Here is a 26,455-nt window from a genome sequence, read left to right on the forward strand (position 1 = left end):
TGATATGATCCTCGACCGCCTCGTGCTCCACAACTTCAAGCGCTTCAAAAACGCCGAGATCGATTTCAAAGACGGCATCACCGGAATTCTCGGCAACAACGGCTCGGGGAAGTCAAGCCTGGTCTCGGCCATCCTCTTCGCGCTGTACGGCGTGCAGGCAACGGGAATCGCGGCGGACTACATCGTCTCGTCGTTTGCCGGCCCGAGGGACCGGTGCGAGGTGCGGCTGGACTTCCGGATCGGCGGGGACTCGTACACGGTGGTTCGCACGTTCAAAAAAGGCAAGACCGTGTCGCACGATGCCACGTTCCACAACGGCGGCAAACTGGTGGCAACGGGGGTGAGCCCGGTGGAGGATGCGGTGAAGCGGACGCTCGGGATGGGGCCGGTGGACTTCCGGAACACCATCTACGCGGCCCAGAAGGACCTCTTAACGCTGCTCGAGAACACGCCGGGGAAGCGCCGGGAGTGGTTCCAGAAGGCGCTCGGGATCGATTACCTGAAAAACGGCAGCGATACGATCCTGAAAGAGGAGATCGATCAGAAAGCCGGCGAGCTCCAGCGGGTGACCGGCCAGCTCGACGCCCTTACGGCACGGCTGGGGGAGGCAGATCTGCCCGCGCTTGAAGCGTCAGTCACTTTCCATAGGGCAGCCATAGCGGAGCAGGAGCAGGCCCGGGCGGCGAAGCAGAAGGAGCGGGACGGGCTCGCGGCACGGCAGAAGGAGCTTGCGGAGCAGAAGCTTCTGTACACTGCCCTGCTCCAGAAACAGGCGGCGGTTGCAAAGGAACGGGACGCGGACCGGGAACAGGCAGGGAGACTCGAGGCGCAGCTCGCACTCATCGCACAGGAGCAGGCCGAGTACGAGCGGCTGAAGCCTGTGGTGGCCGGGCACGATGATCTCCGGCAGCGGCTGGAGGCGCTGCGGCAGAAGAAGGAGAAGTTCCAGCAGCTGAACGCGGAGCTCGGGTTTGCGATGAAACAGATCGCCGACCTGAAGGTGCGGGAAGAGGCACAGAAACAGAAGCTCGCCTTGCTCGATGCCGGCACGAAGAAACGGGCTGAGCTGGTGACCGCCATCCGCGCCGGCCTAGGCGCCGGTGAAATCGCGGACAACCGGCTCGAGACTGCTGTCAGTTTCCGGCTGGCGGAGATCAGCAAACAGGCCGGCACGCTCGCTGCCCGGCTCGCCCACTCCACGGAAGAGCGGGAGAAGATTGCAGCCGACCGGGAAACCATCCGGAGAGCCGGAGCCGACGGCATCTGCCCGCTCTGCCGGCAGAAACTCGGGGAGCACTTCGGCAGCATCGACGCGGAGTTCAGCGCGAAGATCCACGATCTCGAGGAAAAAGCGGCCGCCGACCTTGCACGGCAGGAGAAACTCGCACAGGAGAAGGCCGGCATCGATGCACTGAAACCCTCCCTCGATACCCTGCGCAGCCTTGACGCGGACCTGAAACAGAAGCCCGTGTACGACCAGGATCTTGCAAACCTTGCCGGACAGAGGATACGCAAGGAAGAGGACGAACACCGGATCCGGAACGCGCTCACCGTCCTGATGTTCAATCCGGATGAATTCGCTGCCTGCGAGAAGGAGAACGCGGACCTGCAGAAGGTCCAGCTCCGGTTCATCGAACTCGGCAGGAAGATCGGGCAGGGCATCATGGCGCAGCAGCACCTGGACGCGATCCGGGAGAAGATTGACCGCCGGACGGAAGACCTGGAGACAATCTCAGAAGAGATTAAAGCCGCAGCCTTTGATCCTGAAGCAGCAGCAAGGGCAGAGCGTGCTGTCGCGGAGGCCGATGCGGCCCTTCGCGACATTGGCGTACGGATTGCAGAATCTGCAAAGGAGCTCCGTTTCGCGGAAGAGAAGATCGCGGAGTACCGGAAAGCGGAGCAGCAGGCTGCCGGGCTGAAGGAACGGATTTCGGCTCTGGAAGACGAACTCGACCTGCTGGCACGGACCCGGAAACTGATCGCCGAGTATGTGGTGTACCTTATGCAGGTGGTGCGCAGCCGGCTCGAGGGAGAGACCAGCCGGATCCTTGGTGAAATAACCGGCGGGCGGTACGAGCAGGTGCTGCTGGACGATAACTTCAACCTGCTCGTCCGCGACATCGACAACGACTACCCGGTGGACCGGTTCAGCGGCGGCGAGCAGGACGACATTGCAGTCGCCCTCCGGATCGCCCTCTCGCGCTACCTTGCCGAGCTCCACGATGTCCACGAGTCCACGGTGCTCATCTTCGACGAGATCTTCGGCAGCCAGGACGAGGAGCGGAGGGCGAACCTGCTCACAGCGCTCCGCACGCAGGAGTCCCGGTTCCCGCAGATCCTCCTCATCTCCCACATTGCCGATATCCAGGGCGAGTTCGCGAGCACGCTGGTCGTGGAGAGCGGCGCAGGCGAGGGGAGCCGGGTCCGGGAAGCGGAGTGAGGGGGTCCCGGCGAATCCGTGCATCGTCTTACCGCGGTGAAAACCGGTTCGCCCGTACGCCGTATTATTTTAATACCATGTACCTCAACACGTCTACTCATTGAGGCAGCGGCATGATCTCTCTCCTGTACGTGGATGACGAAGAGGGCCTTCTGGACGTCGGCAGGATCTTTCTTGAGACGACCGGCGATTTCAGCGTCACGACCGCGCTCTCTGCAAAGGAGGCGTTCGCCGTCCTGAAGAACCGCGAGATCGACTGCATTGTCTCCGATTACCAGATGCCGGTCATGGACGGCATCGCATTCTTAAAAACCCTGCGGCAGACGGGATGCCTCATCCCGTTCATCCTCTTCACCGGGCGCGGGCGGGAGGAAGTGGCGATAGAGGCGCTCAACAACGGGGCCGATTATTACCTCCAGAAAGGTGGCGATCCGGTTGCCCAGTTCGCGGAGCTCTCCCACCAGGTCCGGCTCGCGGTCCGGCGGAAACGGACCGAGCAGGCGCTGGCCGACAGCGAGCGCCGGCTCCAGGAGATTATTCACGGCTCACCCATCCCCCAGTTCGTGATCGACCGGGACCATCGCGTCATCAGCTGGAACCGGGCGCTGGAGGAGATCAGCGGGATCCGGGCACAGGACATTCTCGGGACAACCGATGCCTGGAAAGCGTTCTACCCGGAGAAACGGCCGGTCCTCGCCGACATCATCGTCAACAATCTTCCGGAGAACGTGCATCACTGGTATGCAGGGAAATCCGGCAGGTCCCGCTATGTTGATGATGCATTTGACGCCATCGATTTCTTCCCCCATGAAGGCAGGCCGGGGACGTGGCTTTGTTTTACCGCAGCCCCGCTGAGGGACGGGAACGGGAATATCATCGGGGCTGTCGAAACGCTCGAGGACGTCACAAGCCTCAAGGAGAAGGAGATCGCGGTCACGGAATCCAAGGTGTTCCTCGACAAGATCATCAACAGCATTGCCGATCCCATCTTTGTCAAGGACCGGGAGCACCGGTGGGTACTTCTGAACGATGCCTGCTGCCAGCTCATCGGCCGCTCGCGCGAGGTCCTGATCGGAAGGTCTGATCGCGATTTTTTCCCAAAAGAAGAGGCAGACAGGTTTCAGGAGAAGGACGAGATCGTATTTACCAGCGGGAAAGAGAACATCAGCGAGGAGCCGCTGACAGATGCCCGTGGAAAGACCCATATCATTGTTACCAAAAAGACCCTGTACACCGATACAGCCGGTAACGCGTTTATCGTCGGTGTCATCCGGGACATTACCGACCGCAAGGTGGCGGAAGAAGCCATCAGGCTGAGCATGGAAGAGGCCTGGATCAATGCGGACCGGCTGAAACGGGCGCAGGCTGTTGCACACACGGGCAGCTGGGAGTACGATCCCGTAACGGGGAAGATCTGGGGGTCGGACGAGGGATTCAGGATTTACGGGATGGTACCTCCCCCCGGCAACGATCTTCCCATCGGGGAGATCGAGGCGTGCATCCCCGAGCGGGAGCGCGTCCACCGGGCGCTCACCGACCTGCTCGAACGGGATCTCCCCTACGATCTCGAGTTTGCGATCAATCCTGCAGACGGTTCCCCGCAGCGCATTATCACGTCCGTTGCCGAAGCGCAGCGGGATCCGGACGGCACTGTCCGGAAAGTAGTCGGGGTCATCCAGGATGTGACCGAGCGCCGGAGGGCTGAAGGGGTGCTTGCCGAGAGCGAGGAAAAGTACCGCTCGCTGGTTGAACACAACCCGTTCGGGGTCCTCCTCACCCGCCCGGACGGGAGGATTCTGTCCGCGAATGCTGCAGCGTGCCGGATTTTGGGCCGGACCGAGGAGGAGATAAGGACCGCCGGGAGGGCCGGCATTGTCGATATGCAGGATCCCCGCGTTGCAGCGGCACTGGACGAGCGGGAACGGACCGGCACGGCGATTGGCAGGGTCATGACCTTTGTCAGGAAGGACGGGACCCGGTTCGATGCGGAAGTGTCGTCCACGATCTTTCACGACCGGAACGGTGAGAGGATGACCAGTATGATCATCACGATCCCGGCACCTCCCTGCAGGTAATGAGATTGTCAGGCCGGGTGCAGGATCTCCGGGCCTGCAATCGTGCGTGAAGGATGACGGCCAAAGAACCCGTTCTGCTCATCAGCATCTTCACGCAGGGGACTGCTCTTGGGAGTGCTGTATCTTTCAGTGACTGCAGAGATATCGGGGGATACCCATTCCCTGGATACGGAGCGCCGGGTCAATATGATCAGGTTAACCCCATGGTATGACATAACCAACGGCAAAGCATCAGATCACCTCAGCGAAGGCATGCGTCCGGTGCCAGACACCGGTGCCTTGCACGATTTTAAAAACGTGAAGGCGATTCACTTTTACTCATTATCTTTCTGATACCGGTCTGGCACACTGTACGATTATCCTGATCACAGCAATCTGCCGGTGTTCGGAGAGATGAATGATGGTCGTGGTGTATGAGTCCGATAAAGGTTCTGACAGGTATTGCAGTCCTCGTCCTTGTTCTGTTCCTTGTCCCGGGCGTGGCTGCGGATTATACGTTCGTGATGAAACTGAATTCGCATGGCAACGAGTTCGAAGAGTTTGCCTCGCCGGTATCGGTTGCGATCAGTCCCACCGGCTGTATCTATGTGCTGGAGCAGGAAGGGGGAAACCGGGTCCAGAAATTTGCTCCCGACGGCGATTATCTCCTGCAATGGGGAAGTAACTATCATGGCGGTTCTGATGACGGAGATTTTTCCTATCCAAGCCAGATAGCCGTGAACTCTTCAGGCTATGTCTATGTTGCTGACACCGGGAATTACCGGATCCAGATGTTCGATTCGCAGGGGAATTATCTCCGGAAATGGAGTTCATGGGGCGCCGGCACCGGGGAACATTTTACCAATCCCCGCGGTATCGCCATTGATGGACAGGGGAATGTGTATGTTGCCGATGGTGGCGTCTACGGGCGGATCGTAAAGTTTGGACCCGGCGGGAACTATATCGGGGAGTGGGGACCGCTGGGTTCTGGAATCACACAACTGGGGGTTGATGGAGACGGACACGTCTATGTTGCGGATGCCGGCGCCAACCGGATCCAGAAGTTCGATACTGCGGGAAACGAGCTCAGCTGGGGTCCGGTATCCTTTGCCCGGTTTGGTCCCCGGGGTGTCGCCGCTGATTCCCTCGGGAACGTCTATGTCTCAGATACCGGCAGCGACCGCATCCGGAAGTTCGATACCTATGGCAACGATATCACCGAATTCGGATCTTCGGGTTCGGGTGAGGGCCAGTTCAATTATCCCCAGGGTCTTGCCGTGAATTCCGCGGGTACTGTCTATATTGCTGATACATCGAATGGCCGGGTCCAGGCATTTTCAGAAGGACCGGTTGCATCCGGGAGTATCTCGGTGACATCGTCTCCTCCCGGGGCAGCGATATTTATCGATGAGACAGATACCGGGGAGGTAACCCCGAAATCGATCCCGAAAGCCCCCGGCACCTACCGTGTGTATGTGCGTCTTGCCGGGTATGAAGTACCCCCGTTACAGTTCGTTCTTGTCGAGAGAGGCAAGGATGCAGTTGTGGATTTCCTGCTCACTGCAGAGCCACCAGCCCCGACGGGAACGCTCCGCGTCACGTCCACACCGGAGGGTGCGGAGATCTTCATCAACGATGCAGATACCGGTAAAAAGACCCCTGCAGATATCGATGGTGCCCCCGGTACGTACACGGTCGCGGTCGGGAGCCTCGCGGGATATATAACGCCCGCGCCACAGAGTGCCGTGATTGAATCCGGTAAAATCACAAGCATTGATTTCCGGTTCCAGGCCGGCGGCAGGGCGTACGTGACTTCAACAGACGAGGGGGGAAATCCGTATCCGGGTCTGATAACCATTGACGGGCACGATACGGGAAAATTGACACCTGCCATGCTGGACAGCATTGCCCCGGGGCATCACCATTTCATTGTCCGGGACATCCACGGCGGCAGTGCCATGGTCTGGGGATATTTTGGCTCTGCAGAAGCTGACATTCCCGTATTTGGGACAACCGATGTGAATGTGCCATTGAAGTACGTTGAACCTCTGATGACCGTTATGACCGGATGTCCGGTTGACCTCGCGATCACCGATCCGAAAGGTCATACGGTCAGCGGCCTGAACAACGAGATTCCCGGCGCCATCTATTTTGAATATGGTCCCGGTGCCGATGGCCGGCCCGATACAATGGTCATGATTCCCCGGGGTGCGGAGACGGGCGAATACCTGATTTCCGTGACACCCCGGCCCGGTGCACTGCCGGCAGAAACGTTTACACTGACAGTCTTCAAAGCCGATGGCAAAATTGTTCTTGCGGACAATGTCCCCATCAGCGAGATTCCGGCCGAGCCATATCATGTTATTGTTGGAGGGACCAGCCCCGTTCCGGAATATCCCGGGGGAGCTATTCCCGCGTTCCTGATTATATTGATGGCGATTGCCGTCTTCACCCTGAAGGCGGGAAGAGATTGAGCGCCGGGCCGGACACCACGACTTTTTTTTGGCCCGGCGGAATGGGCAGGTTACGCCCTTTCATCGGGCCACAGCAGATCGCTGCGGGCCGTTAATCACGCGAATCCCGTCAGGTCCCCGGCTGGAACGGATTCCTGGCCGGGACAATGGATTGGCAGAGAAGCATCCCTCGCCGGAACCCGCTCACCCGTATTGGCAGACCTGAGCGTCTTTCTGGCAGACGGCCCCCACAGCAGAAGGATCGGGCCGGTTCCCGGAACCGGCACCCCCGGCAGACGGGGAGCGGTTTTCGGGCAGGATGTGTCCGAACCACCGACGGCCGGCAGTGATCGATCCGCAGGTATATCTCCCCCCGTAACCGATCCTTCCGGGAATGACAAAAAAAGAGCACACTACCCGGGTTGTCGATGAGAAGGAAGGGCTGATGGAATGCCTTGTCTGCGGCGAGAAGTACCACACCACGATGAAAGCGGGACCGGACGGGAAGTTCCTTCCCGAGAACTGGGTCTGCGTCAACAAGTGCCGGCTGATCCATCACGATAAGAAACCGGCAGGCCGCAAATAATGCCCCGGCTGGTTTTTCCCGCCCGGCAGGTTCTGACCTCCTGACGGTAAACCGGCACAGCCATCCGGGGTGTGCCTCATGATGCTCATAGATCACTTTAAGCGGCTGCTCCGGGAGAGCCGGGAGCAGCTCCGCGCATTTATGGACCCGGCAACGGATGCGTACACCTCTGGGACATTGACCTTAATCTTGTTGAGATCAACCGGGCCGGCCTCGCTTTCCTTCCCCCGGGTATGCTGAAGGCGGACTTTGTGGGACGCAACATCGCGGAGTTCATGTCAGACGACGGCGAGAGGGGGATAATCGGACGGTACCGCGGGGTTCTCAGGACCGGTATCCCGTTCTCCGGCAGCGGCAAGCGATCACAGCATCTCGGCAACCGCTGGCTGGATGTCACGTGCTTCCGGGTGGGAAGCGGCCTTGGCATCGTAACCCGCGATATCACCCGGTTGATGGAAGCAGAAGAAGAGCTCCGGGCCGCCAATGCGAAGCTGACTGCAGCTGAGAAGGCACTCAGGGAACAGTGCGGACAGCCTGACGGGCGGGAGAAGGGCAGCGGGGAAGGGCGGTAGCGGCGGACGGCTCCGGAATTTCCAAAGCGCTTCCATGCGAACCGCCGGTCGCGATTACTGCTTTTTAAAGCGTGCTGATCCCAAGAACCGTATAGGCCGGGCAGGTGCCGATCGCACCGGTCACCAGCCACATGATGCCGAAGAAAACCACCAGATACGAAAGTGGTGCTGTCACCATATTCAGCACGAATCCTGCAAGAAGAATACAGCCGGCGAGGATCCTGACAGCCCGGTCAATGGTACCGACATTTTTTTCACCAAATTTCACTGCGGTCACCTGAATGACTATCGGATGCTGCAGGGAAAAAGGTGGTGATGGTGTCAGCAGGCCGGTAATTCACCCGTTCCCGATATTCCCGTGGCTGTCAGCCCCCGCCAGGATCTTTTCCTATGAGAAACCGGCCCGAAAAACAAAAGGTACCCGATCCTTTTCTGCCAGCTTCCCTGCCCCCCGGATCGGCAGGTATTCCCGCCCGGCGCGCTGGCGGATCAGGACGGCGGCCGGTCGCTGCCGTACCGGAACCCTCTTTCCGGCAAAACGATCTCGAACCGGGCCCCGGTACCTGGCACGCCGTTCTCGGTGATGGTAATACCGGTGATGGCAAGGATCTCGCGCGAGAGGAAGAGCCCGAGGCCTGTGTTCCTCCCAAACCCCCGGGTGAAGAGGCGCTTCTTGTCCTCCGCGGAAATGCCGGCGCCGTCATCCTCGTAGAGGATCGCGGGGGATTTGCCGGGCCGCTCCTGCACGCTCACCCGGATGAGCGAGAGATCCGGCCCGGCATACCGGAGGGTATTGTCGATGAGGTTGTAGAAGACTTTCGGGAGCAGCCGGTCGGCATAGATCTCGAGGCCGGGGCATTGGATCTCGAGCCGGACGCCCTGCACCGTCAGTGATGCAGCAGCATCCTTCACCACAGACTCCACGGACTGCCATGACGGTGATGTTACCCCGAGATCTTCGTAATCCTTCGTGAACTCGATCTGCGCGGCGATCGTATTCGTTATCCTCACCTCGCGGTCGATGAACCCGAGGGTCTTTGCCGGATCGCTGAGGGTATCTTTCGAGATCTCGAGGAAGCCTCCCAGCGCCATCAGCTGGTTGCGGATATCGTGGCGGGTCATGCCGGAGAGGAGGTTCAGTTTCCGGTTCACGGTACGGAGGGCATCCTCCATCTGCTTGCGCTCCGTGATGTCGGTGAGCACGCTCAGGATGGCCGGCGATCCCCCGAACCGGACCGGGACGCTCCGGACAATGCAGATATGCCGGCCCCCGCCCGGGGCGATGATGGTGATCTCATGTGATGCGCCCGCTGCCGGGTCGGTCCGGATTCGCCCGAGAATGCCGGCACTCACGGCCCGGCTCTCCGGGGCAATGAACGAATCGATGGGCAGCCCCGCGATCCGGTCCTCCGGGATCCCGAGGAGATCCCGGGTTGCCGGGTTCGCGTACCGGATCGCGCTGCCATCGTGCACCACCACATAATCGGGAAGGCTGTCCGCGAGCGTCCGGTACCGCTCCTCGCTTGCGGCAAGATCGCTGCGGGCACGGGCCATGTTCAGCATGAGGAAGAGCCCCGCGGCAAGGAGGTCCACGAGCAGCGTGATGATGAAGAAGATACTGTTGAGCTGGTCGGTGGAAAAGACTGTCTCCGGGGTGGAGATGAGCCAGTTGATGGTCCGCAGCGCGTAGATCAGGGCATAGAAGGAGAGCGCGCCGGCAAAGATGTGGGTGAGGGTGCGGTTCCCGGCAGTGCCGGACTGCAGGAGGATAACGGCAATGGCAAGGAGGCCCGGGACGATAACGGCAGATATCACCAGGCCGCGGAGGGCAACGGAATCGCTGACGTACGTGTAATAGAGGATGAGGAAAAAGACCGGCACGAGTGCTGCATATGCCATCGGCAGGATCTTCTGTCCTCTGATGAACCGGTGTATGCTGTCCATTCGCAGCAGCACGCTCAGGACGACCAGCGTGTTGGCAAGGACAATGGATACTGCGGGGGCAATGATCCCGCGAAGCGTGATGAACAGGTAAGCACAGGAGACGACCGCCGTTGCACCGGCCCAGATGCTGAACCCGTCATAGGTTTTCTGTGTCTTCCAGTACACCAGGAGCAGGCAGGCCAGGAGCGCGCTGACAAGGAAGAGGAGAAGGAGAACGGTGCGGTTATCGATTTCCATGGGGGGTGCTCACCTGTTTGCCAGAGTGCCCGGCTGCTGTCCGCCAGAGGCAGGGGGCCGGAATGAATCCTGCAGCGCGTTCTGATGCCGGCGACAGGAATCACTGGTTGCTGCGATGAATTCGGACGGAATGCGCAATAAGGATTGCGAACGTGCCGTGCCGAAGGAGCCGGGTATTCCCGGTTATCCGGTTGAGCCGGGGCCGTTCCCGCCGGGATCAGCGACGATCTTCCCGTCCTGCAGGTAGATGACGCGATCGAAGTACTTCCGGTGCCAGTCCTCGTGGGAGACCATCACGACCGTCTGCGCAAGCTCGCGGTTGAGCTTCCGGATCAGGTCGAGGATCAGGACCGAGTTCCGGGAATCGAGGTTGGCACAGGGTTCATCCGCGAGGAGCAGGGCCGGGTTGTTGACGAGCGCCCGGGCAATGGCAACGCGCTGCTGCTCGCCTCCCGACATCTCGCCGGGCAGGAAATTGTACCGCTCTTTGAGCCCCACGAGTGCAAGTATGTCCCGGCAGGCAAGGGTGCATTCCTTTGCTGTCATGCCCCGTACTTTCGAGGGCAGGTAGATGTTCTCCTCGGCCGTCAGCTCCGGCACGAGCGCGTAGTCCTGGAAAACGTACCCGAGCCGGTTGAGCCGGAAGAGCGTCCGCTCCCTCTCGGAGAGGGCCGTCACGTCCGTGCCGGCAATGACGAGCGTCCCGGCAGTAGGCCGGTCGAGAAGCCCGAGCAGGTGCAGGAGCGTGGACTTCCCGCTTCCGCTCGCACCCATCACGCCTACGAACTCGCCCTTGCGGATCTCAACGTCAACGCCATCCAGCGCCCGGACCTCCACGCTCCCCCGGCCGTATATTCTTGAAAGACCTTCTGCCCGGATCATGTTACCCCCGGATTGCCGCAAGGATCTCCTCGCGGGTGGTCAGCCATGACGGCACGAATCCTGCGATCAGCGCAACAATGAACAGGCTCGCAATGGACCGGATCACGAGCCCGGCCTCCAGCAGCGGCGCGACCGGGCCACCGGGGAAGACGAGCGGGTTCACCGCAAGGTACTGCAGGACAGCAAGGAGAAGGGTGCAGCCGGCTACCGTGCCGCAGGCGCAGATGAAGATCGCCTGGAAGATGTAGGACTTGATGATGATGCGGCGGTCGATCCCGATGGCCTGCAGGATCCCGATCTGTTTCCGGCGGTACACGATGGAGATGAAGATGACGATGAAGATCACCACCACCGCTATCACAAGGCTCACGACCGTGCTGATCAGGTTAATGATGTCAAAGGAACCGACAATCGATTTCAAAAAGTCCGCGGATTTGTCCTGCCACGTCCAGATCTGTTCCTGCACGCCGTACTGCATCAGGAGGAGGCGCATCGCGTTTTCGTTTCCGGTTTCCTGTGTCCGGACCAGGATCTGGTTGGCCGGGTCCTCCACCCCAAGTACCCCCGCAAGATCCCGGCGGCTGATATACGCGTTGTTGTCGATCAGGGACGTCCCGGTCTTCAGGATTCCTTTTACGCGGAATTCCTTTGTTACGCCGTTGCGAAACGTCACTTCGACGGTCTTTCCCACGTCAACGCCGCCAAGCGTCGGCGTCCGCTCCACCTTCTGCTCCCGGTCCCCGGCAAGGGTCGTGCCGATAAGGATCTGGCCGGTGTCGCTGCCGCTCAGGTAGTCGCCGCTGATGATGCCGGTATGGACCTTCATGACTTCCGGCTCGCGGTCCGGGTCAACGGCAATCACGAGCGGGGTTGTCGACTTCCCCTTGTACACGATCGTTGCCCCGGCCGCGTACCGCGGGGTGGATGCGGCAACGCCCGGTATCCGGTTGATCTTCTCAACGAGCGTGCCGGGCTTCGCGATGAGAAGCGCCCCCTCTTTTGGCTCAATGACCAGGTTCGCGTAGCTGTAGTCAATGGTCTGCTGGTTGAAGAGCACCACCACGCCTGCGATAATGGAGGGCAGGAAGATCAGGTTCACGAAGACCATCGCGATGATCATGATGGTCAGCGCCAGCGTGCCCTTGTTGCCCCGGGCAATGAGCCGGGACGCGAGGAACAGGGCGACCTGCTCTTCCTCAAGCATTGCCGGGTCCCTTTTTCCTTGTGAGGAACCAGTATGCCGCTCCCGCGCAGAGCAGGAAGACGAGCAGGCCGGCGATTACGACGCCTGTTGCGTCGCCGTCAAGAACGGTCATCTGCAGGCGTTCCTCCCGCGTCTGGACGCCGTAATCGTCCTCGTACTGCACGGTCAGGGTATACGTGTACGTGCCCGGACTGCCCGCCTGCAGGGAAAAGACTGCCGGTGCGTCATTATCCGGCTCGATCTTCCCGACGTACGCAGCTTTGTTGCCGGCAAACGGCAGGTCGATGGTAGCTTTCACCGAATTGGCATTGTCCGTGCCGGTGTTCTCCAGCCGGATCACGAGCGAGACCGGGTCGCCCTTCCGGATCCGGACCGGATCGGTCGAGAGGGACGCGATGCCGATCTTTGCCCTGCCGCGGACATGGATCCCGATCACCTCGTCCTGTGACGTTATCGTTCCGTCAGGGTTTACGTAGCTGATGGTAAGGCAGACGCGGTTGATCCCGATCGGGGCGTTCTTGTCGGTCAGGAAGACCATATCGATGGAGGTATTCTCTCCTCTCAGCAGGCTCCCGGCATGGAACGTGCTCGGTGTCTTCTGCGTAATGGAAGGGCTGCTGCAGTTGACGATAACCGTCACCTGGTCTGCCCGGGACTGGCCGTCGTTTCTCAGGACAACCCGCGCGTTCACCTCGTCACCAGGGCCGATAGCTTCGGGCACGGTCTTGATGGCGGTGAGCGCCGGTTTTTTCAAAAGCGCAATCTGGGTGTTGACATTAACCGGCACCGGCTGCCGGACACTCTGGCCGCCGGTTACGTCAATCCAGATCTCCGGGAAGTAGATGCCGTCCTTTGCAGGCGCCCGGATCAGGAACGTGATGGGGATGGACTGGCCCGGGCCGATGGAACCGACCCGCTTATAATTGCCCGAGATGACCTCGACATCCTTAGAGTCGAGCTGAACGCTCTCGATATTGACGCCGATATCGGTGCTCTTCGAGCTCTCGAACGCTCCGCTGCCCGGAAGGCCGGTCTTCTCGCTGACGGTTGCCGTTGTGGCAGTGTTTCTGATGATGGCGGTGATCGTACCGACATCGCCCGGCTGCAGCACTGCCGGGGATATGGTGTAGTCAGCGACCATGACGGTGGGGGGTTCCGCGCTCACCGGCACAGCGGAGATCATCAGGGCCAGCAGGAGGAAGAGAAGGCAGGGACGCAGGGAATGCATGGATCGCAAGCTCCGTTTTGTACGCCAAACATCGGGCGGGATGGGGTATAAGGATTGTGAACGTACCGGTGGAGACAGGTTTCTTCTCATCTCCCGTCCCGGAGCGAAAGCTGTAAACCCCAAGCGTCCCATTCCAGAGTAAGTACAGGCTGCATCATGACTCCCTCCCCGCGAAGAAAGCAACCATCCTTCTCCCTTGCGCAGAAGGACGGGGAGCTGGATGCCCTCGTACAGGCAACTGATCACCGGACGCTCGCGCTCTGGGCCATCGACTGCGCCGGCCGGGTCCTGCATCTCTTTGAGGAGAAGTTCCCTGGCGATCCCCGCCCCCGCACGGCCCTCACCGTGTGCCGGGAATGGACGGACAGCGGGGAATTCAGCATGGCAGTCATACGCACGGCATCGCTCGACGCCCATGCGGCAGCGCGGGATGCAGGGAAGGACAGCCCTGCCTGTTCCGCTGCGCGTGCCGCGGGGCAGGCTGCTGCAACAGCGCATGTCCGGACACACGCCCCTGGCGCTGCGCTGTATGCCCGGCAGGCAGTCTTCCGTACAGCGGCTGCGGAAGATACTGGCACGGCAGTTGCAGCAGAGCGGGACTGGCAGGTGCGGCACCTGCGGTCGCTGCGGGAGCATGAAAAATCCTGAACCGTGCGGGGATGCCGCGGGATACGGGATCATGCGTGACCATCCCGGCCCGGAGCCGCATCTGCAGCGCCACAAAGCCCCGCGGGAGGATACCGCACGGCTGGCGGAACCGGGACTGGGCGGCGAACCGTGCCCGGAGACACAACACCATCAGAATGATCGTGAGAATGAGAAGACCGAAAGCAGCGGCACAGATCCGAAACCAGCGGGTTTCATGAACCGGCCCGATCCCGGTGAGATCCCACGGGCGCGAATCATCGATATCATGGCAGCCAGGCAGCCGGTTCAACCGGGATATCATGTGGAACAACTTCAGGTACGTCTCGGATCAGGCACAGAGATCCTCCCGGGCCGGATACCTGCCGGACAACGCGGATCCCCTTGAGCCGCATGTGCTTTATTCCCCGGTCTTATCCGGAAAACAGTCGTTTCGTTACGCTCGTGCTGTGCGTATCAATAGTGCTGCAGATGATGAACCTGCGCATCGCACCTGCATGCTGGCATACCGGGGTGCAGCCACGGTGGTCCGGTGCAACACTCTATCACCTTCGGCAGCGAATATCATATACTCATCAACGGTTTTGCCATCGGGTATTTTTCCGGAACCTTCGTTCCCATGCCCTTTGCATGACTCTTTTTGAAAGCGCCCGCGTTCCCGGAAGGGGACATACGGGGATCTTCGAACACCTCGTGAAAAGGAACAATGATACCAAAAACCCGTCATCCGAATGTCAGGGGCACCCGTACCGGCTACGTGATCCGGTACACCTGTCCTTCATGCACCGCCGAGAGCGTCATCGTCAATAAATCTGCCCGGGACCATTTCAGGGAGGCCCGGGCCGCCGTGTGCCGGCACTGCCGGACACGGATAAATGTCCTGACCCCGGGGAAGGATTCCTGAGCAGCTGCCGGTACCGGTACTGGGTACAGGCCGGCAGACTCTCTTTTTTTTTTGAGTACCCGGTATCAGCAATGGCGAGGCAGCTCCGTGCAAACGGCACGGTAAGCCGTTCCGGCTCCTGCCGGATCGCCGGGATGTACCGGTATTGTCCGGCAGGCGCCCTGCCCTGTGCACGGGACGGATCAGTCTGCCCCGTCCGCCTGGATGAAGAGCCGGCCGCGGGAGGTGAGGCGCAGGATGATCCCGCTTGTGGATCTCCCTCCATCAAGGCAATGCTTCGACAGGAGGGTATGGACCCCGGCCCGGACGCTGCTCTCGCTGCGGGAAGGCTGCAGCGCCTGCACGACATGACCGATGTGGCAGCCCTGCCGGCCGGAAACGGTGCGGAGGATATCCAGCTGGATCTCCGTGGGCTCAAAGGGACGGGGGGTTTCGAAACTGATTTTTTCCATGGTTACCATGTGGTTGTCCTGGTGACAGGTTATTAAAAACTCAGATCGCAGCAGGTATTGATCCTGGCGTGCGAATCACCATGAGAGTATTGGCGTTCCGACATGATGTAATCATGCACCGGTCCGAAGAACGGGACTGCGGAACGGCCGATCTCCTTATCTCCGGGTATTCCGTCGTATCTGCCGGGATCTCTTCTGCTGCTTTTCCCGGATATAGATGATCTTCCCGCTCTGGTCCTTTGCCTGCCGCTCATCGATCTCGAAGATGCGGAGCGAATCGATCAGGTCGAAAAATTTCCGGAACCCGTAGTTCCTCGCATCGAATTCAGGACACTTCTTCTGGAGGTTGCTGCCGACAAGCCCGAGCTCCGCCCACCCCTGGTCATCGGAGGAGTCCTCGACGCTGCTCCGGAGCAGCCGCAGGAACCGGGGATCGCTCTGTGCGGTGCCGATGCCGGGGATCTCCCTGCGTGGCACGCCGGCATGCCCGGCAGCCGCTTCCGGAGAGCGCAGGATCTCCGTGAAGATGAACTTGTCGCAGGCATCGACAAAAGGCTTGGGTGTCTTCCGCTCGCCGAAACCGAACACGACCAGCCCCGACTCACGGATCCGGGATGCAAGGCGGGTGAAATCGCTGTCACTGGAGACGATGCAGAACCCGTCGAGATTTCCCGCGTGCAGCAGGTCCATCGCATCGATGATAAGTGCGCTGTCCGTTGCATTCTTGCCCGTGGAATACCCGAACTGCTGGATCGGGACGATTGAGTGGGACAGGAGCACATCCTTCCATGGCTGGAGCTGCGGGGTTGTCCAGTTGCCGTATATTCTCTTGACCGAGGCTATACCGTACTTCGCGACCTCATCCAGCAGGTTCTTGATGATACCTGCCTGGGCATTATCCGCATCGATCAAAACAGCCAGCCTTTTCTGGCGGCCGGCCGGCTGCGCGAGATATTCCATGGTTCATCATGGGTGCCGCAGGATAATAATCTGTGGCAGTGACACCAACGGTACGCGGGCGGCCCGCAGGATGAGATCGTGAAGCACCCGCACCTGACGGAAAGGAGAATAAAAAAGTTAGAACCGGGGTTTCCGGTGTTTCGGGAGGCAGTCGCGGCAATATACCGGCCTGCCTTCGGTCGGCTTGAACGGAACTTCACATTCCTTTCCACAGTCCGAACAGGTTGTCTTCGTCATCTCGCGGGGTCCGCCGAAGTCTCTCCGGGGCCCTCTGCTGCCGCCAAAATTGCTTGATCCAAACATAGCTATTACTCGAACAGTCTCAATTGGATTAAAACTGTGACACAGTATAGGACGGCAGGGTTTAATAAATGGCGTATCGTGCAGCCTTCATCCCGGGCCGGGGATGGTGCACGGATGCGGGCCCGGACGGCAGCAGTCAGGAGGTGACCGGGACGTTGTGGTCCGGCACGGCAGGTGGCCAAACCCATACCTTCATCATCCCGCGCACCCTTGGTTTACCTCACCGGAGATGTTTGCATTAATAACCATGGAAAAAAACCCGATACCGGAGTTACACCCGAATTCAATCCCGACGGCACGCCAGTCGTCCGCGTACGGCTGCCAAAAAAGAAACTGAACGAACAGTTTGCCTGCGCCGCCACGAACCTGGGGGCGAACCATATCCGCGTGAAATGCCATGACGGCGTCGAGCGCCTGGGCAGGATCAAGGGCAAGATCAAGAAGCGCGCGTGGATCCGCGAGGGCGACATCCTGATCGTTGTCCCGTGGAGTTTCCAGGACGAGAAGTGTGATATCCTGTACCGCTATCTTCCGCCGCAGGCGGACTGGCTGCGGAAGAACAACTATCTCTGATTTTTATCACCCGGACTCCCCGCACCCTGCCGCGGGTATCGCGCATCCCGGATGCACGGGTTTGATATTCTTTTAAGGAAGTATTCACTATACCAGGCAGTCCGCCGGCGGAGGAGAAGAGCGAGAATGGCAGGAGACGATTCCGGCAAACCCCCCGGCCGCAGCACGGAATTTTTGTGCATTATCCGTTTCCGGAAGGACGACAACGTCGGTATCGCGCTTGCCGACCTGCCGTGCGGGGGATCGTACCCGCTCATCACCTTTGGCGAAAGCGGGCGCGGGAGCCTCGCTATCCCGGAGAACCAGCCTTCATGGTTTGCAGGGTCCGGCGCCCCTGCCGTCATCCCCCGGTACCACAAGGTCGCGCTCCGGGCAATCCCCCCGGACGCAGCCGTGGTAAAGGACGGGACCGTGATCGGTGCAGCAACAACGGCAATCCTCCCGGGCCAGCAGGTGGATCTCGTTGTCGGGGACCGGGGTGTTACGGCCGGTAATATCCGGGAATACCCGGATCCGTACCAGCCTCCGGCGGAGTCCCTGGAAACGCTTGCGGCGGCATACGCCATCCAGCGCGACGGTTTCGACCGGTGCCCCGTGCTCCGGTCCCGGGAAGATCTCCCGGATTATAACGGGGTCGCCGTGCCGGTGTATCCGCGGGCGGACGGTGCCTGGGGATCCCGCAACCATATCCTTGTCATCCCGTCGGTCTTCTGCGTGAACCAGGAGGCCGCTGCGATCGCGGACGCGTTCCGGCACGAGGCATGGGGCGATAACGGCGAGAACGCGGTCATCGCCCTTCCCCACCAGTCCGGGTGCTGCCAGGCCGGCTTTGACGAGGAGGTCACGCTGCGCACGCTCGCGTCTATGGCCTGCCACCCGAACACCGGCGGCTTGGTCATCGTCACGCTCGGCTGCAGCCCTCTCTGCGTCAACGACCGGCTGTACGCCGCGGTCCGGGCTGGCGCCGGGAGCGATTGCCTGGTTGCCTGCGTTCGCGTCCAGCAGGACGGACGGGAGGCGGCGATCCGGAACGGACAGGAGATCGTCCGGGGGATGATCGGGCAGCTCCGGGCGCAGGAGCGCAGACCCCTCCCGCTCTCCGGCCTCTGCCTTGCCGTCAAGTGCGGCGGGTCCGATCCCACGAGCGGTCTCTTTGCCAACAGCGCGATCGGCCACATCGCGGACTGGCTGCTCGACCGTAACGGCACCGTGGTCATCTCGGAGATCATGGAGTTTTTCGGTGCCGAGCGCATCCTCCGGGAACGCTGCCGCGACCCCACAGTCTGGCTGGACCTCCTGCGGATCATCAAGACCAACGAGATGATCGGGGAGTCGGTTGCCCGGGCCGCGGATTCCGGGACCTTCTCCGTGGAGCTGACGCCGGGCAATATCCGCGCCGGCCTCTCCACGCAGGAAGAGAAGTCGCTCGGGGCGATCCGGAAGATGGGCACGCGGCACCCGATCGAGAACGTGGTGCCGTTCGGCCGGCGCGTTGCCGGCTTCCGGCACGGGCTCTATGTCATGGATGGGCCGGGGCAGGACCTGATCTCTGCCTCCGGCCTTGCCGCTGCAGGTGCGCAGGCCATGCTCTTCTCGACCGGGATCGGGACGCCGCTCGGGAACGCTGTCACGCCGGTTATCAAGATCACCGGTAACGCGGACACGTTCGCGCGGCACCGCGACTTCATCGACCTCTGCATCCCGTACCGGGAGATCCTGGACCGGGGGCGGATGGAGCGGGAGGTAGCCGAGGAGGCGCTCCTCCCGGAGCTCCTCGCGGTCATCGGCGGGAAGAAGACCCGGGCCGAGGAGAACCGGCACCGTGACTTCGGGATCCGGAGCTACATAATGGTGCAGTGAGGGGTGCGTGATGGAGATCATACCGGAAGAGAAGGGCGGCCGGCTTGTGATCAGACTCGCCGGGCGTTTCGATGCGGAAGGCGCAAAAGCCGTTGCCGGCGCGCTCGACCGGGCCCTCGCCGCCGGGCATCATGCCGTGGAACTGGAAATGGGTGGTGTTGACTACCTCAGTTCCGCCGGCATGAAGGTCCTGATCCTCTACCACCGGAAGTTCTCGCAGCTCAGGGGACAGTTCTTCCTCTCCTCGGTGAACGACCGGATCGGACGGATCCTCGAGATCACCGGCCTGTACAGCCTGCTGGAGATCTCTCCGGGCAGGGAGGCGGAACCCGGAGTACGCCGCGTCCCGTGTGATGGATGGTCGTTCTCCCTTGACGAAACGGAGGGAGGTGCAGCCCTGCCCGTTACGGTGGTGAGGGCCGGGGAGGGCGGGACGATCCTGCCGTTCCCCCCCACGCTCACGGCATTCGGGAACGGTGCACTCGGCTACGATGCAGCGGACTGCGCCGGCCGGTACGGCCCCTTCCTTGCTGTCGGCGGTTTTGCCGCATGCCGGCTTGCGCAGGGGGATGAGGCGCCCGATTATGTCGAGTACGCGGAGGCCGAGATCCCCCGCCTGCACGTGCAGGACGGCATCGGTCTGGCCGGCGGTTTTGTCCGGAAGGCAATGTTCAATGGCGGGACAGCCCCGCCGGCTGTTGATGTGCTCGTGCAGGCTCTGCTGGAAGCGGCGGGACTGCCGGCCGCCGGTTTCATTATTGCCGCGGAATACCGCCGGACAGGGGACGGGGAAACCGGGCCGTCCGGGTGCGGTGACACCGCACCGGGGCTCTTGCTCGCCGCGGGCGTTGCCGGGACGGGGAGCATGCCGGATCCGGTCCGGGTCCTGCTCTTCCCCCGCATCCCGTCCGCGGGCCCTGCCAGCCATGTCTACGCGGCCTTCTTTCCCTACAGTCCCCTCCGGCAGCGGGGCCCCGTACGGCTGAAGGAGACTGCAGCAACGCTCTTTACCGGGGACCTGCTGGAGATCGCGTGCCTTGCGGATACGGAGAAACGGCCCGGGCCGGGAGCGATCCGCCTCCTCCGCGGGATCATCTGGTTCGCACCGATCCGGGAACCCTGACGGTTTTTTCTGTGCAGCATAGCTCCGCCTGAGATCCGGCAGCCGGCAGCGGATATCCCCCTGAGCGTCGGCACCGGCAGAGGATCTTCCCGCAGCTCTTAAAGGATACCCCCCGCGAAAAGGAGAGGGTGAACCGAACACCCCGGACGGACTGCGGAAATCGCATGCCGGTACATCCATATAATCCCGATTGACAGAAGAGACCGTATGTTTGATTTTTTACTCTGGAGAAATCCCTTCCACCAAGCACTCATCGGAATTTATGAATGTGAACCCCTCTCTCCCCCAGAGGGGGAGGCAGCCCAAGGGGGCAAGCCCCCTTGACACCCATTGTCTGTTTTAATATCCACACATGGTAGTGCTCCAAGGGGCGCGGGTCGGCAGATCCCGAGCGCCCGTGGCTCCATCATTATCTCCACATTTTTATCAGGTTTTCTCCAGAGCCTGATTTTTCATCATTTTTCAGTCTGTTCCCGACAGAGCCCCACGCACGCCGCATTTTCCCCCCGCACCCCCGCTTCCTTATATGCCATAACCAACCTAACTAAAATCAACGGCATGAAAGACGACGCGTACTACGGTACGATACGGGAGACGGCCGGCCGGATCCGGGCATCGGTCCCGGCCGATCTCGCGGGATTGTTCGCAAAGACCTGCGGTATCAGGCACAGCGACTTTGTCGCGTGCAGCCCCGCGGAATGCGGTGAGGTCTGCGCCGTGGACGGCTCCAATGTCATCCTTCTCGAATCCGGCAGTATGGCGCTTGCGGTTGTCCGGGCGGCCCAGACCACTTTTCTCAACATGGAACGCACCCGGCGGTCGGTCACGCCGATGACGTTTGCGCTGATCGGTCCCGGAGAGGAGAACCAGGATTTTCCCGTTCTGTACACGGACTGCTTCGGCCACCCGCCGGGAAAGCCCCTGAAGAACGAGGACATTGCCCGGGCTGCGGGGATTCTCCGCGACACAGTCGAGTACTGGGTCACGGAGACAATGGCGCGGGAGCTCGGTACCGGCGCCCTCCTCCTCCGTGACGGGCCTCTGCGTGTCTCGCACGAGAGCCACGATCCGGTCCTCACCCGCATCGCCGCAACCTGCCGGGAGAGGGATATCGGCCTTGCCGGCATCTCCAAGCGCTCGGCCGCGACCTGGGGTGGCGGCCACCCGCTCCTCCCCGCGGTCTGGGCGTGTGCGAAAACCCTTGCAGTCAAAGCCCCGTGGTGGATCAAAATCGATCCCGGTATTCTCGACCATGCGGCCTTCCCCCAGTGGCAGCACGGCGAAATGTACGTGTCCTGCCTTCACCCGCGGGCAAAAGGCCCGCTCAAGATCGAGCTTGCGAAGGGGACCGGCGATGAGATCGCGAATACGATTATGCACCGGATCTGCGGTTGCTCCGCGGACGGCCGTATCCCCGGCTACCCGTATCCGCTGCTCGACGCCCACCGCACGGTCGCGCTCACGGAAGAGATCGTGGAGCAGGTGAAAGGCGATCTTCTCGGCCGGCTTGCGGAGGCCGGTATCGATCGGCAGACCTATGAGATCCTGTTCGGAGATTATCATGATGAATTTGCGCGATACTGATATCGCGGACGCATCCAAGTACCGGCTCATCGGCCGGAGCGTGCTTGCCTACCGCTTCATCGCACCCCATGACGAGACGATCTATATCGGCGACATTAAAAAGATCGTGGATCGCACGAAGGGCTCCACCTTCTTTGCCAAGGTCACCGATCTCGTCCACGATGCCAACTTCGCGGACCCGAAATGGGACACGCGGGCGTATGCCGAGCAGTTCTACGGCCTTGGCGAAGATGTCTTCATCGCAGTCGACGCAGTCCCGCTCGGTTTCGTGGACAAAGACGGCCGGTTCCATAAGCCCCGCACCATCCCGTCCAAGTTCTCCACGGTGGAGGACCCGACCGCTGCCGATTTCCGCTTCCTCACCGAGCAGATGGGCGAGATCGAGGTCGGGCTCATGCGGAGCGGGCAGGACGTGATAAAGGACGTTGCGGTTCGTATCCCGGCAAAGGTGCTCCCGCAGCACATGGGGGTCTTTGCCACCACCGGCATGGGCAAGTCCAATTTCATGAAGACCTTCTGCGCCTCGTGCATGAAGGAGCAGAAGTTCGGCCTCCTGATCGTGGACCCGCACGGCGAGTACGTCAGCGGCGGCAAGTCCTCTACGGGCGATCCCACGAAGGGGCTCGCCCACTACACGAACGGGAAGGATGGCCTTTCCATCTTCACCATCCGGGGCGAGGCCGACCGGAAGAAGTACGCCATGAACCGGCTCTGGCTGGAGTACGACGATTTCCGGATCGGCGACCTTTCGATCCTGTACGATCTCACGAGCGCCCAGTTCGACATCGTCGAGGCGTTCTCGCGGGTGAACGGGAGCGACGTTATCCGGTTCTTCGAAGAGGTGGACCCGGAGATCTTCCCGGTCAAGGACCCGCTTGCAGCCGGTATAAAGGAAGGCAGCCTTGCCTGGATGATCCGCAACTCCATGGCCGGGCCGGTCCGCGTCATCCAGCGGCATATCGAGAACATCACGAAGGCTAACAGCGCCTTCTTCCGGCAGAGCGGCTCCACGGTGCAGGAGATCATCACAAACCTCCATAAGAACAAGGTCGTGCTCATCGACATCCCGGACATGGGGGAGCGCAGCGAGCTCTTCGTCCTCTCCATCATCACGCGGATGATCATGGAGAAGCACCGCTCCGAGGCCCGCGGGTTCGGCATCGACGAGAAGCAGGAGGCCTCCCACCAGGTGCTCATCACCATCGAGGAGGCGCAGCGGGTGCTTGCTGCCGGCGGGGCATCCACGCAGATGTTCCGCGAGTGCGCCATGGAGGGCCGGAAGTTCGGCGTGGGCCTCTGCGTCATCACCCAGCAGCCGAAGAACGTGGACCCCAAGGTGCTTGCCCAGATCAATACCTTCGTGGTCATGGGACTTGGCGACCGGGGCGACCGCGAGATCATCATGGGAAGCGCCAAGCAGGACCTCAGTAAGATGGAGATCGAGATCCAGACCCTTGACCGCGGCGAGGCGATCATCTCGACCATCGGGATCCCGTTCCCGGTCTCGACCCGGATCCACCGGTACGAGGACTACATCGCCACGCTCAATTCCCGGAAGAAGAAGGACATCCGCGAGGGGTTGTCCGGCGGGTTTTCGTAAGGCGCACTCTGCAGTGTCAGTTGCCTGCCGGTGTCCCTGCATCGGAACGGAACGCGCCGGACGGTACCGTCATCTCGAACCGGGCCCCCTTTCCCGGTTCACCGTTCTCAAGGATCGTGATGCCGGTCAGAGAGAGGATTTCGCGGGCAAGGAACATGCCCAGACCGGTATTCTTCCCGTAACCCCGGTCGAAGATATGCTCTTTCTCACCGGCAGAAATCCCGATGCCATTGTCTTCCCACACAACCATGAGATCCTTGCCAGACGGGAAGGCACAGACCCGTATCTCCGTTACCCGATCCCCGTGACGGACCGAATTGTCAAGGAGATTGCCAAACACGGTCTTCAGCATCGGGTCCGCAAAAATCCGGTAACCGTTCCCTTCCACGCTGAACGCAATCGTCGGAGGGATCGAGGACCGCGGGACAACATCGGCAAGCGCGAGCCATTGCGGTTCATGGGAACCGAGGTCCTGGTATACCCGCGTAAACTCGATTTGTGACCTGATGGCGTTGGTCTCAGTATCGATCCGGTCCAGCAGGGAGTTTACCGCAGGGTCGGAATTGTTCTTTTTTGCCAGTTGCAGGAACCCGCGGGTGACCGAGACCTTGTTGAGGATATCGTGCCGGGTGATACTGGTGAGCAGGGTAAGCTGGCGGTTTGCTGCCCGGAGGCGTTCTTCCGCGCTCCGGAGGCCCGTTATGTCGTGCAGGGAGAGAAGGATTGCATGCCTTCCCTCGTAGCTGATAACCTTGCCGATACTTTCAACAGTGCGGGAGTTCCCCTGTGCTGTTATGACCGAATAATAGGCAAGATAAGCATCATGGCCCCCGCTGACACGGGCAAAATCTGCAGCTGCTTTTTCCCGCGATGCCGGTGCAAGGAACTCCATTACGTCCTTTCCGGTGAGGTTTGTCTCCTCCGGCATCTCCAGCAGTCGTGCTGTAGCCTTGTTGGCAAAGAGGCACCTGCCGGAAAAATCAAGGATCGAGATCGATTCCAAGGCGTATTCAACCAGGGACCGGAACTTCTCCTCGCTCTCAACAAGCGCGGACTGCGAGTTCTTGAGTTCCGTGATGTCCTCGGCTAACCCAGCGACACGGTAGATGCGGCCGGTGGTATCCCGGATCGGGAAATTCCGGGAATGGATCCACCGCACCGTGCCGTCCGTGTGACGGATCCGGTATTCGGTATCGACCGGGATCCCCTCGTCCAGCTCTTTCCGGATCGCTTCCTGCACCGCTGGCAGGTCTTCGGGAAGGACCGCTGCAAGGAAGGAGAACGGGTCGTCGAGCAGCGACCGGGCAGACCTGCCCCAGATTATTTCATAAGCCGGGCTGACATACGTGAACCGGTTCATCGCCCTGTCGGAGATGTAGAACACGGTCGTGATATTCTCCGCGATCTCCCGGAGCCGCTCGTCGCTCTCCCGGAGCGCGGCCTCTGCCTGCTGGCGGCGCAGCGAGACTGCGACCATGTGTGCAAACGAGTCCAGCAGGTCTGGCGGCGGATCAGGCTGGTCAGCCCGGAGCGCCAGCAGCGAGGTGCCGTACAGTTCGCCGTCAATGACATGCGTGATGAGCAGGAAGCGGTCGATGGCTGCCAGTGCCTGGATACCGGCACTCACCGACGGGGAGATCTGCCCGTTGCTCATCTCCGCGATGCTCCTTTTTGTGGTGATATAACTCCGGTTGATGTCCTGGTACATCGCCGGGGTCACGGGCACGGCGATCTCGACCGGATCCATGCCGATGATCCCGGTGAGTCTCTGCCAGGCATCCGGCAGGCTCTTCAGCACTCCCGGTGCGATTTCGATCGCTGCTGCCCGCAGCACCTGCTTCTGGCGATCATAGATATTGAAGGTCGTGGCAACCGCGCCGGAGATGGCGAGGAGTTTCTTCGCCGCACGCTCCTCAACACTGCCGGCGGAAGGCAGCGATGCGAATTCCTGCTCAAGTTCGCGGATCGTTGCAAGCATCTCGTCAGCGGATCTCCGCAGGGTGATGTCACGGGCAAACCCGGTCGTACCGATCACGGTCCCTGCAGCATTTTTGATTGGCATCTTGTAGGTCTCGAACCATTTCACCTGGTTCTTGTCAGCTATCTTCTCCTCGACATGCAGGGGTTGCCCCGTGGCGATAACCCGTGCATCGTCCGCACGGTACTTCCGGGCAAGGTCTTCCGGCCAGATGTCCAAATCGGTCAGACCGAGCACGTCCGCTGCGGAACGCTTCCCGCAGGAACGGGCGAAGGCTTCGTTGGCAGCGAGGAACCGGCCATCGGGATCCTTTAACCAGACCAGCCCCGGCTGGTTCTCGATGATGGCTGTCAGGTACGATTCACGCAGGATCACGGCGTTCTCGGCACGTTTCTGGAGAACTGCTTTCTGGATTTTGTGCGCAAGCTCGGCAAACTGCGGTGTCGCGTTCCCGCCTTTCTGGAGGTAGAAATCGGCTCCTTCGTTCAGCGCCTGGATAACGATCTCCTCGCGGCCCCGACCGGTAAAGAGGATGAAGGGGATGGAATTTTCAGAACCGCGTACCCTTTTCAAAAACTCAATCCCGTCCATCTCGGGCATCTGGTAATCAGAGACAATCGCATCGTACGGGTGCTGCCCGAGCAGGTCGAGTGCCGCTACTGCTGATGGCACGGTATCAACGGAGAACTGCCTGTCCTGTTCAAGGAAGATCCTGCCGAGTTCAAGCAGGCCGGGCTCATCATCCACATACAATACCCTGATAACCGGCATCTGCACCAGACAGGATCTTTTATGAACGGGGGGTTATTCCTTTCGATCATGCCTGTTTTATACAATGGAAGGGTATCCGGCCGCGGGATCCTGCCGGATCTC

General features: G+C 60.8%; 22 protein-coding genes. 13 read left to right on the forward strand and 9 right to left on the reverse strand.

All coding sequences use genetic code 11. From position 1 onward, the window contains the following. Positions 1-4: 4 nt before the first annotated feature. From A4E33_RS01985 to A4E33_RS02005, 5 genes are all read left to right on the forward strand, one after another. Entirely contained in the window at positions 5-2,440 is a 2,436-nt protein-coding gene (locus tag A4E33_RS01985; protein ID WP_292345906.1) for an SMC family ATPase, read from the forward strand. A gap of 113 nt (positions 2,441-2,553) precedes the next feature. Continuing rightward, positions 2,554-4,515, forward strand: a complete 1,962-nt coding sequence (locus A4E33_RS01990; protein WP_292345908.1) for a response regulator — start codon at positions 2,554-2,556, stop codon at positions 4,513-4,515. 413 nt (positions 4,516-4,928) lie between these two features. After that, positions 4,929-6,968: a PEGA domain-containing protein gene (locus A4E33_RS01995; protein WP_292345909.1), complete on the forward strand. Its 2,040-nt coding sequence runs from the start codon at positions 4,929-4,931 to the stop codon at positions 6,966-6,968. 373 nt (positions 6,969-7,341) lie between these two features. Beyond that, positions 7,342-7,533 carry a hypothetical protein gene (locus A4E33_RS02000; protein ID WP_292345911.1) on the forward strand — a complete coding sequence of 64 codons (192 nt, stop codon included), beginning with the start codon at positions 7,342-7,344 and terminating at the stop codon, positions 7,531-7,533. A gap of 275 nt (positions 7,534-7,808) precedes the next feature. Further along, positions 7,809-8,105, forward strand: a complete 297-nt coding sequence (locus tag A4E33_RS02005) for a hypothetical protein (RefSeq protein WP_292345913.1) — start codon at positions 7,809-7,811, stop codon at positions 8,103-8,105. Positions 8,106-8,169: 64 nt separating this feature from the next. Here A4E33_RS02005 and A4E33_RS02010 read toward each other — a convergent pair whose 3' ends face one another. The 5 genes from A4E33_RS02010 to A4E33_RS02030 form a co-directional block, all read right to left on the reverse strand. Next, positions 8,170-8,382 (reverse strand): DUF2892 domain-containing protein, encoded by a 213-nt coding sequence (locus tag A4E33_RS02010; RefSeq protein WP_292345915.1) that lies wholly within the window; start codon positions 8,380-8,382, stop codon positions 8,170-8,172. A gap of 212 nt (positions 8,383-8,594) precedes the next feature. Continuing rightward, on the reverse strand, positions 8,595-10,286 hold the full coding sequence (locus A4E33_RS02015) for a PAS domain S-box protein (protein ID WP_292345917.1): 1,692 nt from the start codon (positions 10,284-10,286) through the stop codon (positions 8,595-8,597). Positions 10,287-10,469: 183 nt separating this feature from the next. Beyond that, positions 10,470-11,168, reverse strand: coding sequence for an ABC transporter ATP-binding protein (locus tag A4E33_RS02020; protein ID WP_292345918.1), 699 nt, complete (start codon positions 11,166-11,168; stop codon positions 10,470-10,472). A 1-nt stretch (position 11,169) separates the two neighbouring features. After that, a complete protein-coding gene (locus tag A4E33_RS02025) occupies positions 11,170-12,372 on the reverse strand; it encodes an ABC transporter permease (protein WP_292345920.1) in 1,203 nt (400 codons plus the stop codon). Continuing rightward, positions 12,365-13,600, reverse strand: coding sequence for a COG1361 S-layer family protein (locus A4E33_RS02030; protein WP_292345922.1), 1,236 nt, complete (start codon positions 13,598-13,600; stop codon positions 12,365-12,367). The genes A4E33_RS02025 and A4E33_RS02030 overlap by 8 nt, the downstream gene beginning before the upstream one ends. Before the next feature lie 156 nt (positions 13,601-13,756). On the opposite strand from A4E33_RS02030, the gene A4E33_RS02035 reads away from it, so the two are divergent. The 3 genes from A4E33_RS02035 to A4E33_RS02045 all read left to right on the forward strand — a co-directional run bounded on the left by A4E33_RS02035 (position 13,757) and on the right by A4E33_RS02045 (position 15,149). After that, positions 13,757-14,248, forward strand: a complete 492-nt coding sequence (locus A4E33_RS02035; protein ID WP_292345923.1) for a putative immunity protein — start codon at positions 13,757-13,759, stop codon at positions 14,246-14,248. Then, positions 14,235-14,633 carry a hypothetical protein gene (locus A4E33_RS02040; RefSeq protein WP_292345925.1) on the forward strand — a complete coding sequence of 133 codons (399 nt, stop codon included), beginning with the start codon at positions 14,235-14,237 and terminating at the stop codon, positions 14,631-14,633. Before A4E33_RS02035 ends, A4E33_RS02040 begins: the two co-directional genes overlap by 14 nt. A 318-nt stretch (positions 14,634-14,951) precedes the next feature. After that, positions 14,952-15,149: a hypothetical protein gene (locus tag A4E33_RS02045; RefSeq protein WP_292345927.1), complete on the forward strand. Its 198-nt coding sequence runs from the start codon at positions 14,952-14,954 to the stop codon at positions 15,147-15,149. A 182-nt stretch (positions 15,150-15,331) separates the two neighbouring features. On the opposite strand, the gene A4E33_RS02050 is transcribed toward A4E33_RS02045, so the two are convergent. The 3 genes from A4E33_RS02050 to A4E33_RS02060 all read right to left on the reverse strand — a co-directional run bounded on the left by A4E33_RS02050 (position 15,332) and on the right by A4E33_RS02060 (position 16,864). Next, on the reverse strand, positions 15,332-15,610 hold the full coding sequence (locus A4E33_RS02050) for a hypothetical protein (protein ID WP_292345928.1): 279 nt from the start codon (positions 15,608-15,610) through the stop codon (positions 15,332-15,334). A gap of 147 nt (positions 15,611-15,757) precedes the next feature. Beyond that, on the reverse strand, positions 15,758-16,561 hold the full coding sequence (locus A4E33_RS02055) for an NYN domain-containing protein (RefSeq protein ID WP_292345930.1): 804 nt from the start codon (positions 16,559-16,561) through the stop codon (positions 15,758-15,760). A gap of 117 nt (positions 16,562-16,678) precedes the next feature. Next, the gene (locus A4E33_RS02060) at positions 16,679-16,864 is read right to left on the reverse strand and encodes a CxxC-x17-CxxC domain-containing protein (protein ID WP_292345932.1); all 186 of its coding nucleotides are present in this window, start codon (positions 16,862-16,864) and stop codon (positions 16,679-16,681) included. Positions 16,865-17,074: 210 nt separating this feature from the next. On the opposite strand from A4E33_RS02060, the gene eif1A reads away from it, so the two are divergent. From eif1A to A4E33_RS02085, 5 genes are all read left to right on the forward strand, one after another. Then, complete coding sequence (gene eif1A, locus A4E33_RS02065) at positions 17,075-17,437, forward strand: translation initiation factor eIF-1A (protein ID WP_292345933.1); 363 nt, start codon at positions 17,075-17,077, stop codon at positions 17,435-17,437. A gap of 126 nt (positions 17,438-17,563) precedes the next feature. Next, positions 17,564-19,297: a UxaA family hydrolase gene (locus A4E33_RS02070; protein WP_292345935.1), complete on the forward strand. Its 1,734-nt coding sequence runs from the start codon at positions 17,564-17,566 to the stop codon at positions 19,295-19,297. 10 nt (positions 19,298-19,307) lie between these two features. After that, positions 19,308-20,420: an STAS domain-containing protein gene (locus A4E33_RS02075; protein WP_292345937.1), complete on the forward strand. Its 1,113-nt coding sequence runs from the start codon at positions 19,308-19,310 to the stop codon at positions 20,418-20,420. A 558-nt stretch (positions 20,421-20,978) separates the two neighbouring features. After that, on the forward strand, positions 20,979-22,004 hold the full coding sequence (locus A4E33_RS02080) for a DNA double-strand break repair nuclease NurA (protein WP_292345938.1): 1,026 nt from the start codon (positions 20,979-20,981) through the stop codon (positions 22,002-22,004). Further along, the gene (locus tag A4E33_RS02085; RefSeq protein ID WP_292345940.1) at positions 21,982-23,604 is read left to right on the forward strand and encodes an ATP-binding protein; all 1,623 of its coding nucleotides are present in this window, start codon (positions 21,982-21,984) and stop codon (positions 23,602-23,604) included. The genes A4E33_RS02080 and A4E33_RS02085 overlap by 23 nt, the downstream gene beginning before the upstream one ends. A 16-nt stretch (positions 23,605-23,620) precedes the next feature. Here the strand turns inward: A4E33_RS02085 and A4E33_RS02090 are convergent, their stop codons facing one another. Continuing rightward, positions 23,621-26,353 carry a PAS domain S-box protein gene (locus tag A4E33_RS02090; RefSeq protein WP_292345942.1) on the reverse strand — a complete coding sequence of 911 codons (2,733 nt, stop codon included), beginning with the start codon at positions 26,351-26,353 and terminating at the stop codon, positions 23,621-23,623. Positions 26,354-26,455: the final 102 nt, after the last annotated feature.

Source organism: Methanoregula sp. PtaB.Bin085 (assembly GCF_002067035.1).
Taxonomy (GTDB): domain Archaea; phylum Halobacteriota; class Methanomicrobia; order Methanomicrobiales; family Methanospirillaceae; genus Methanoregula.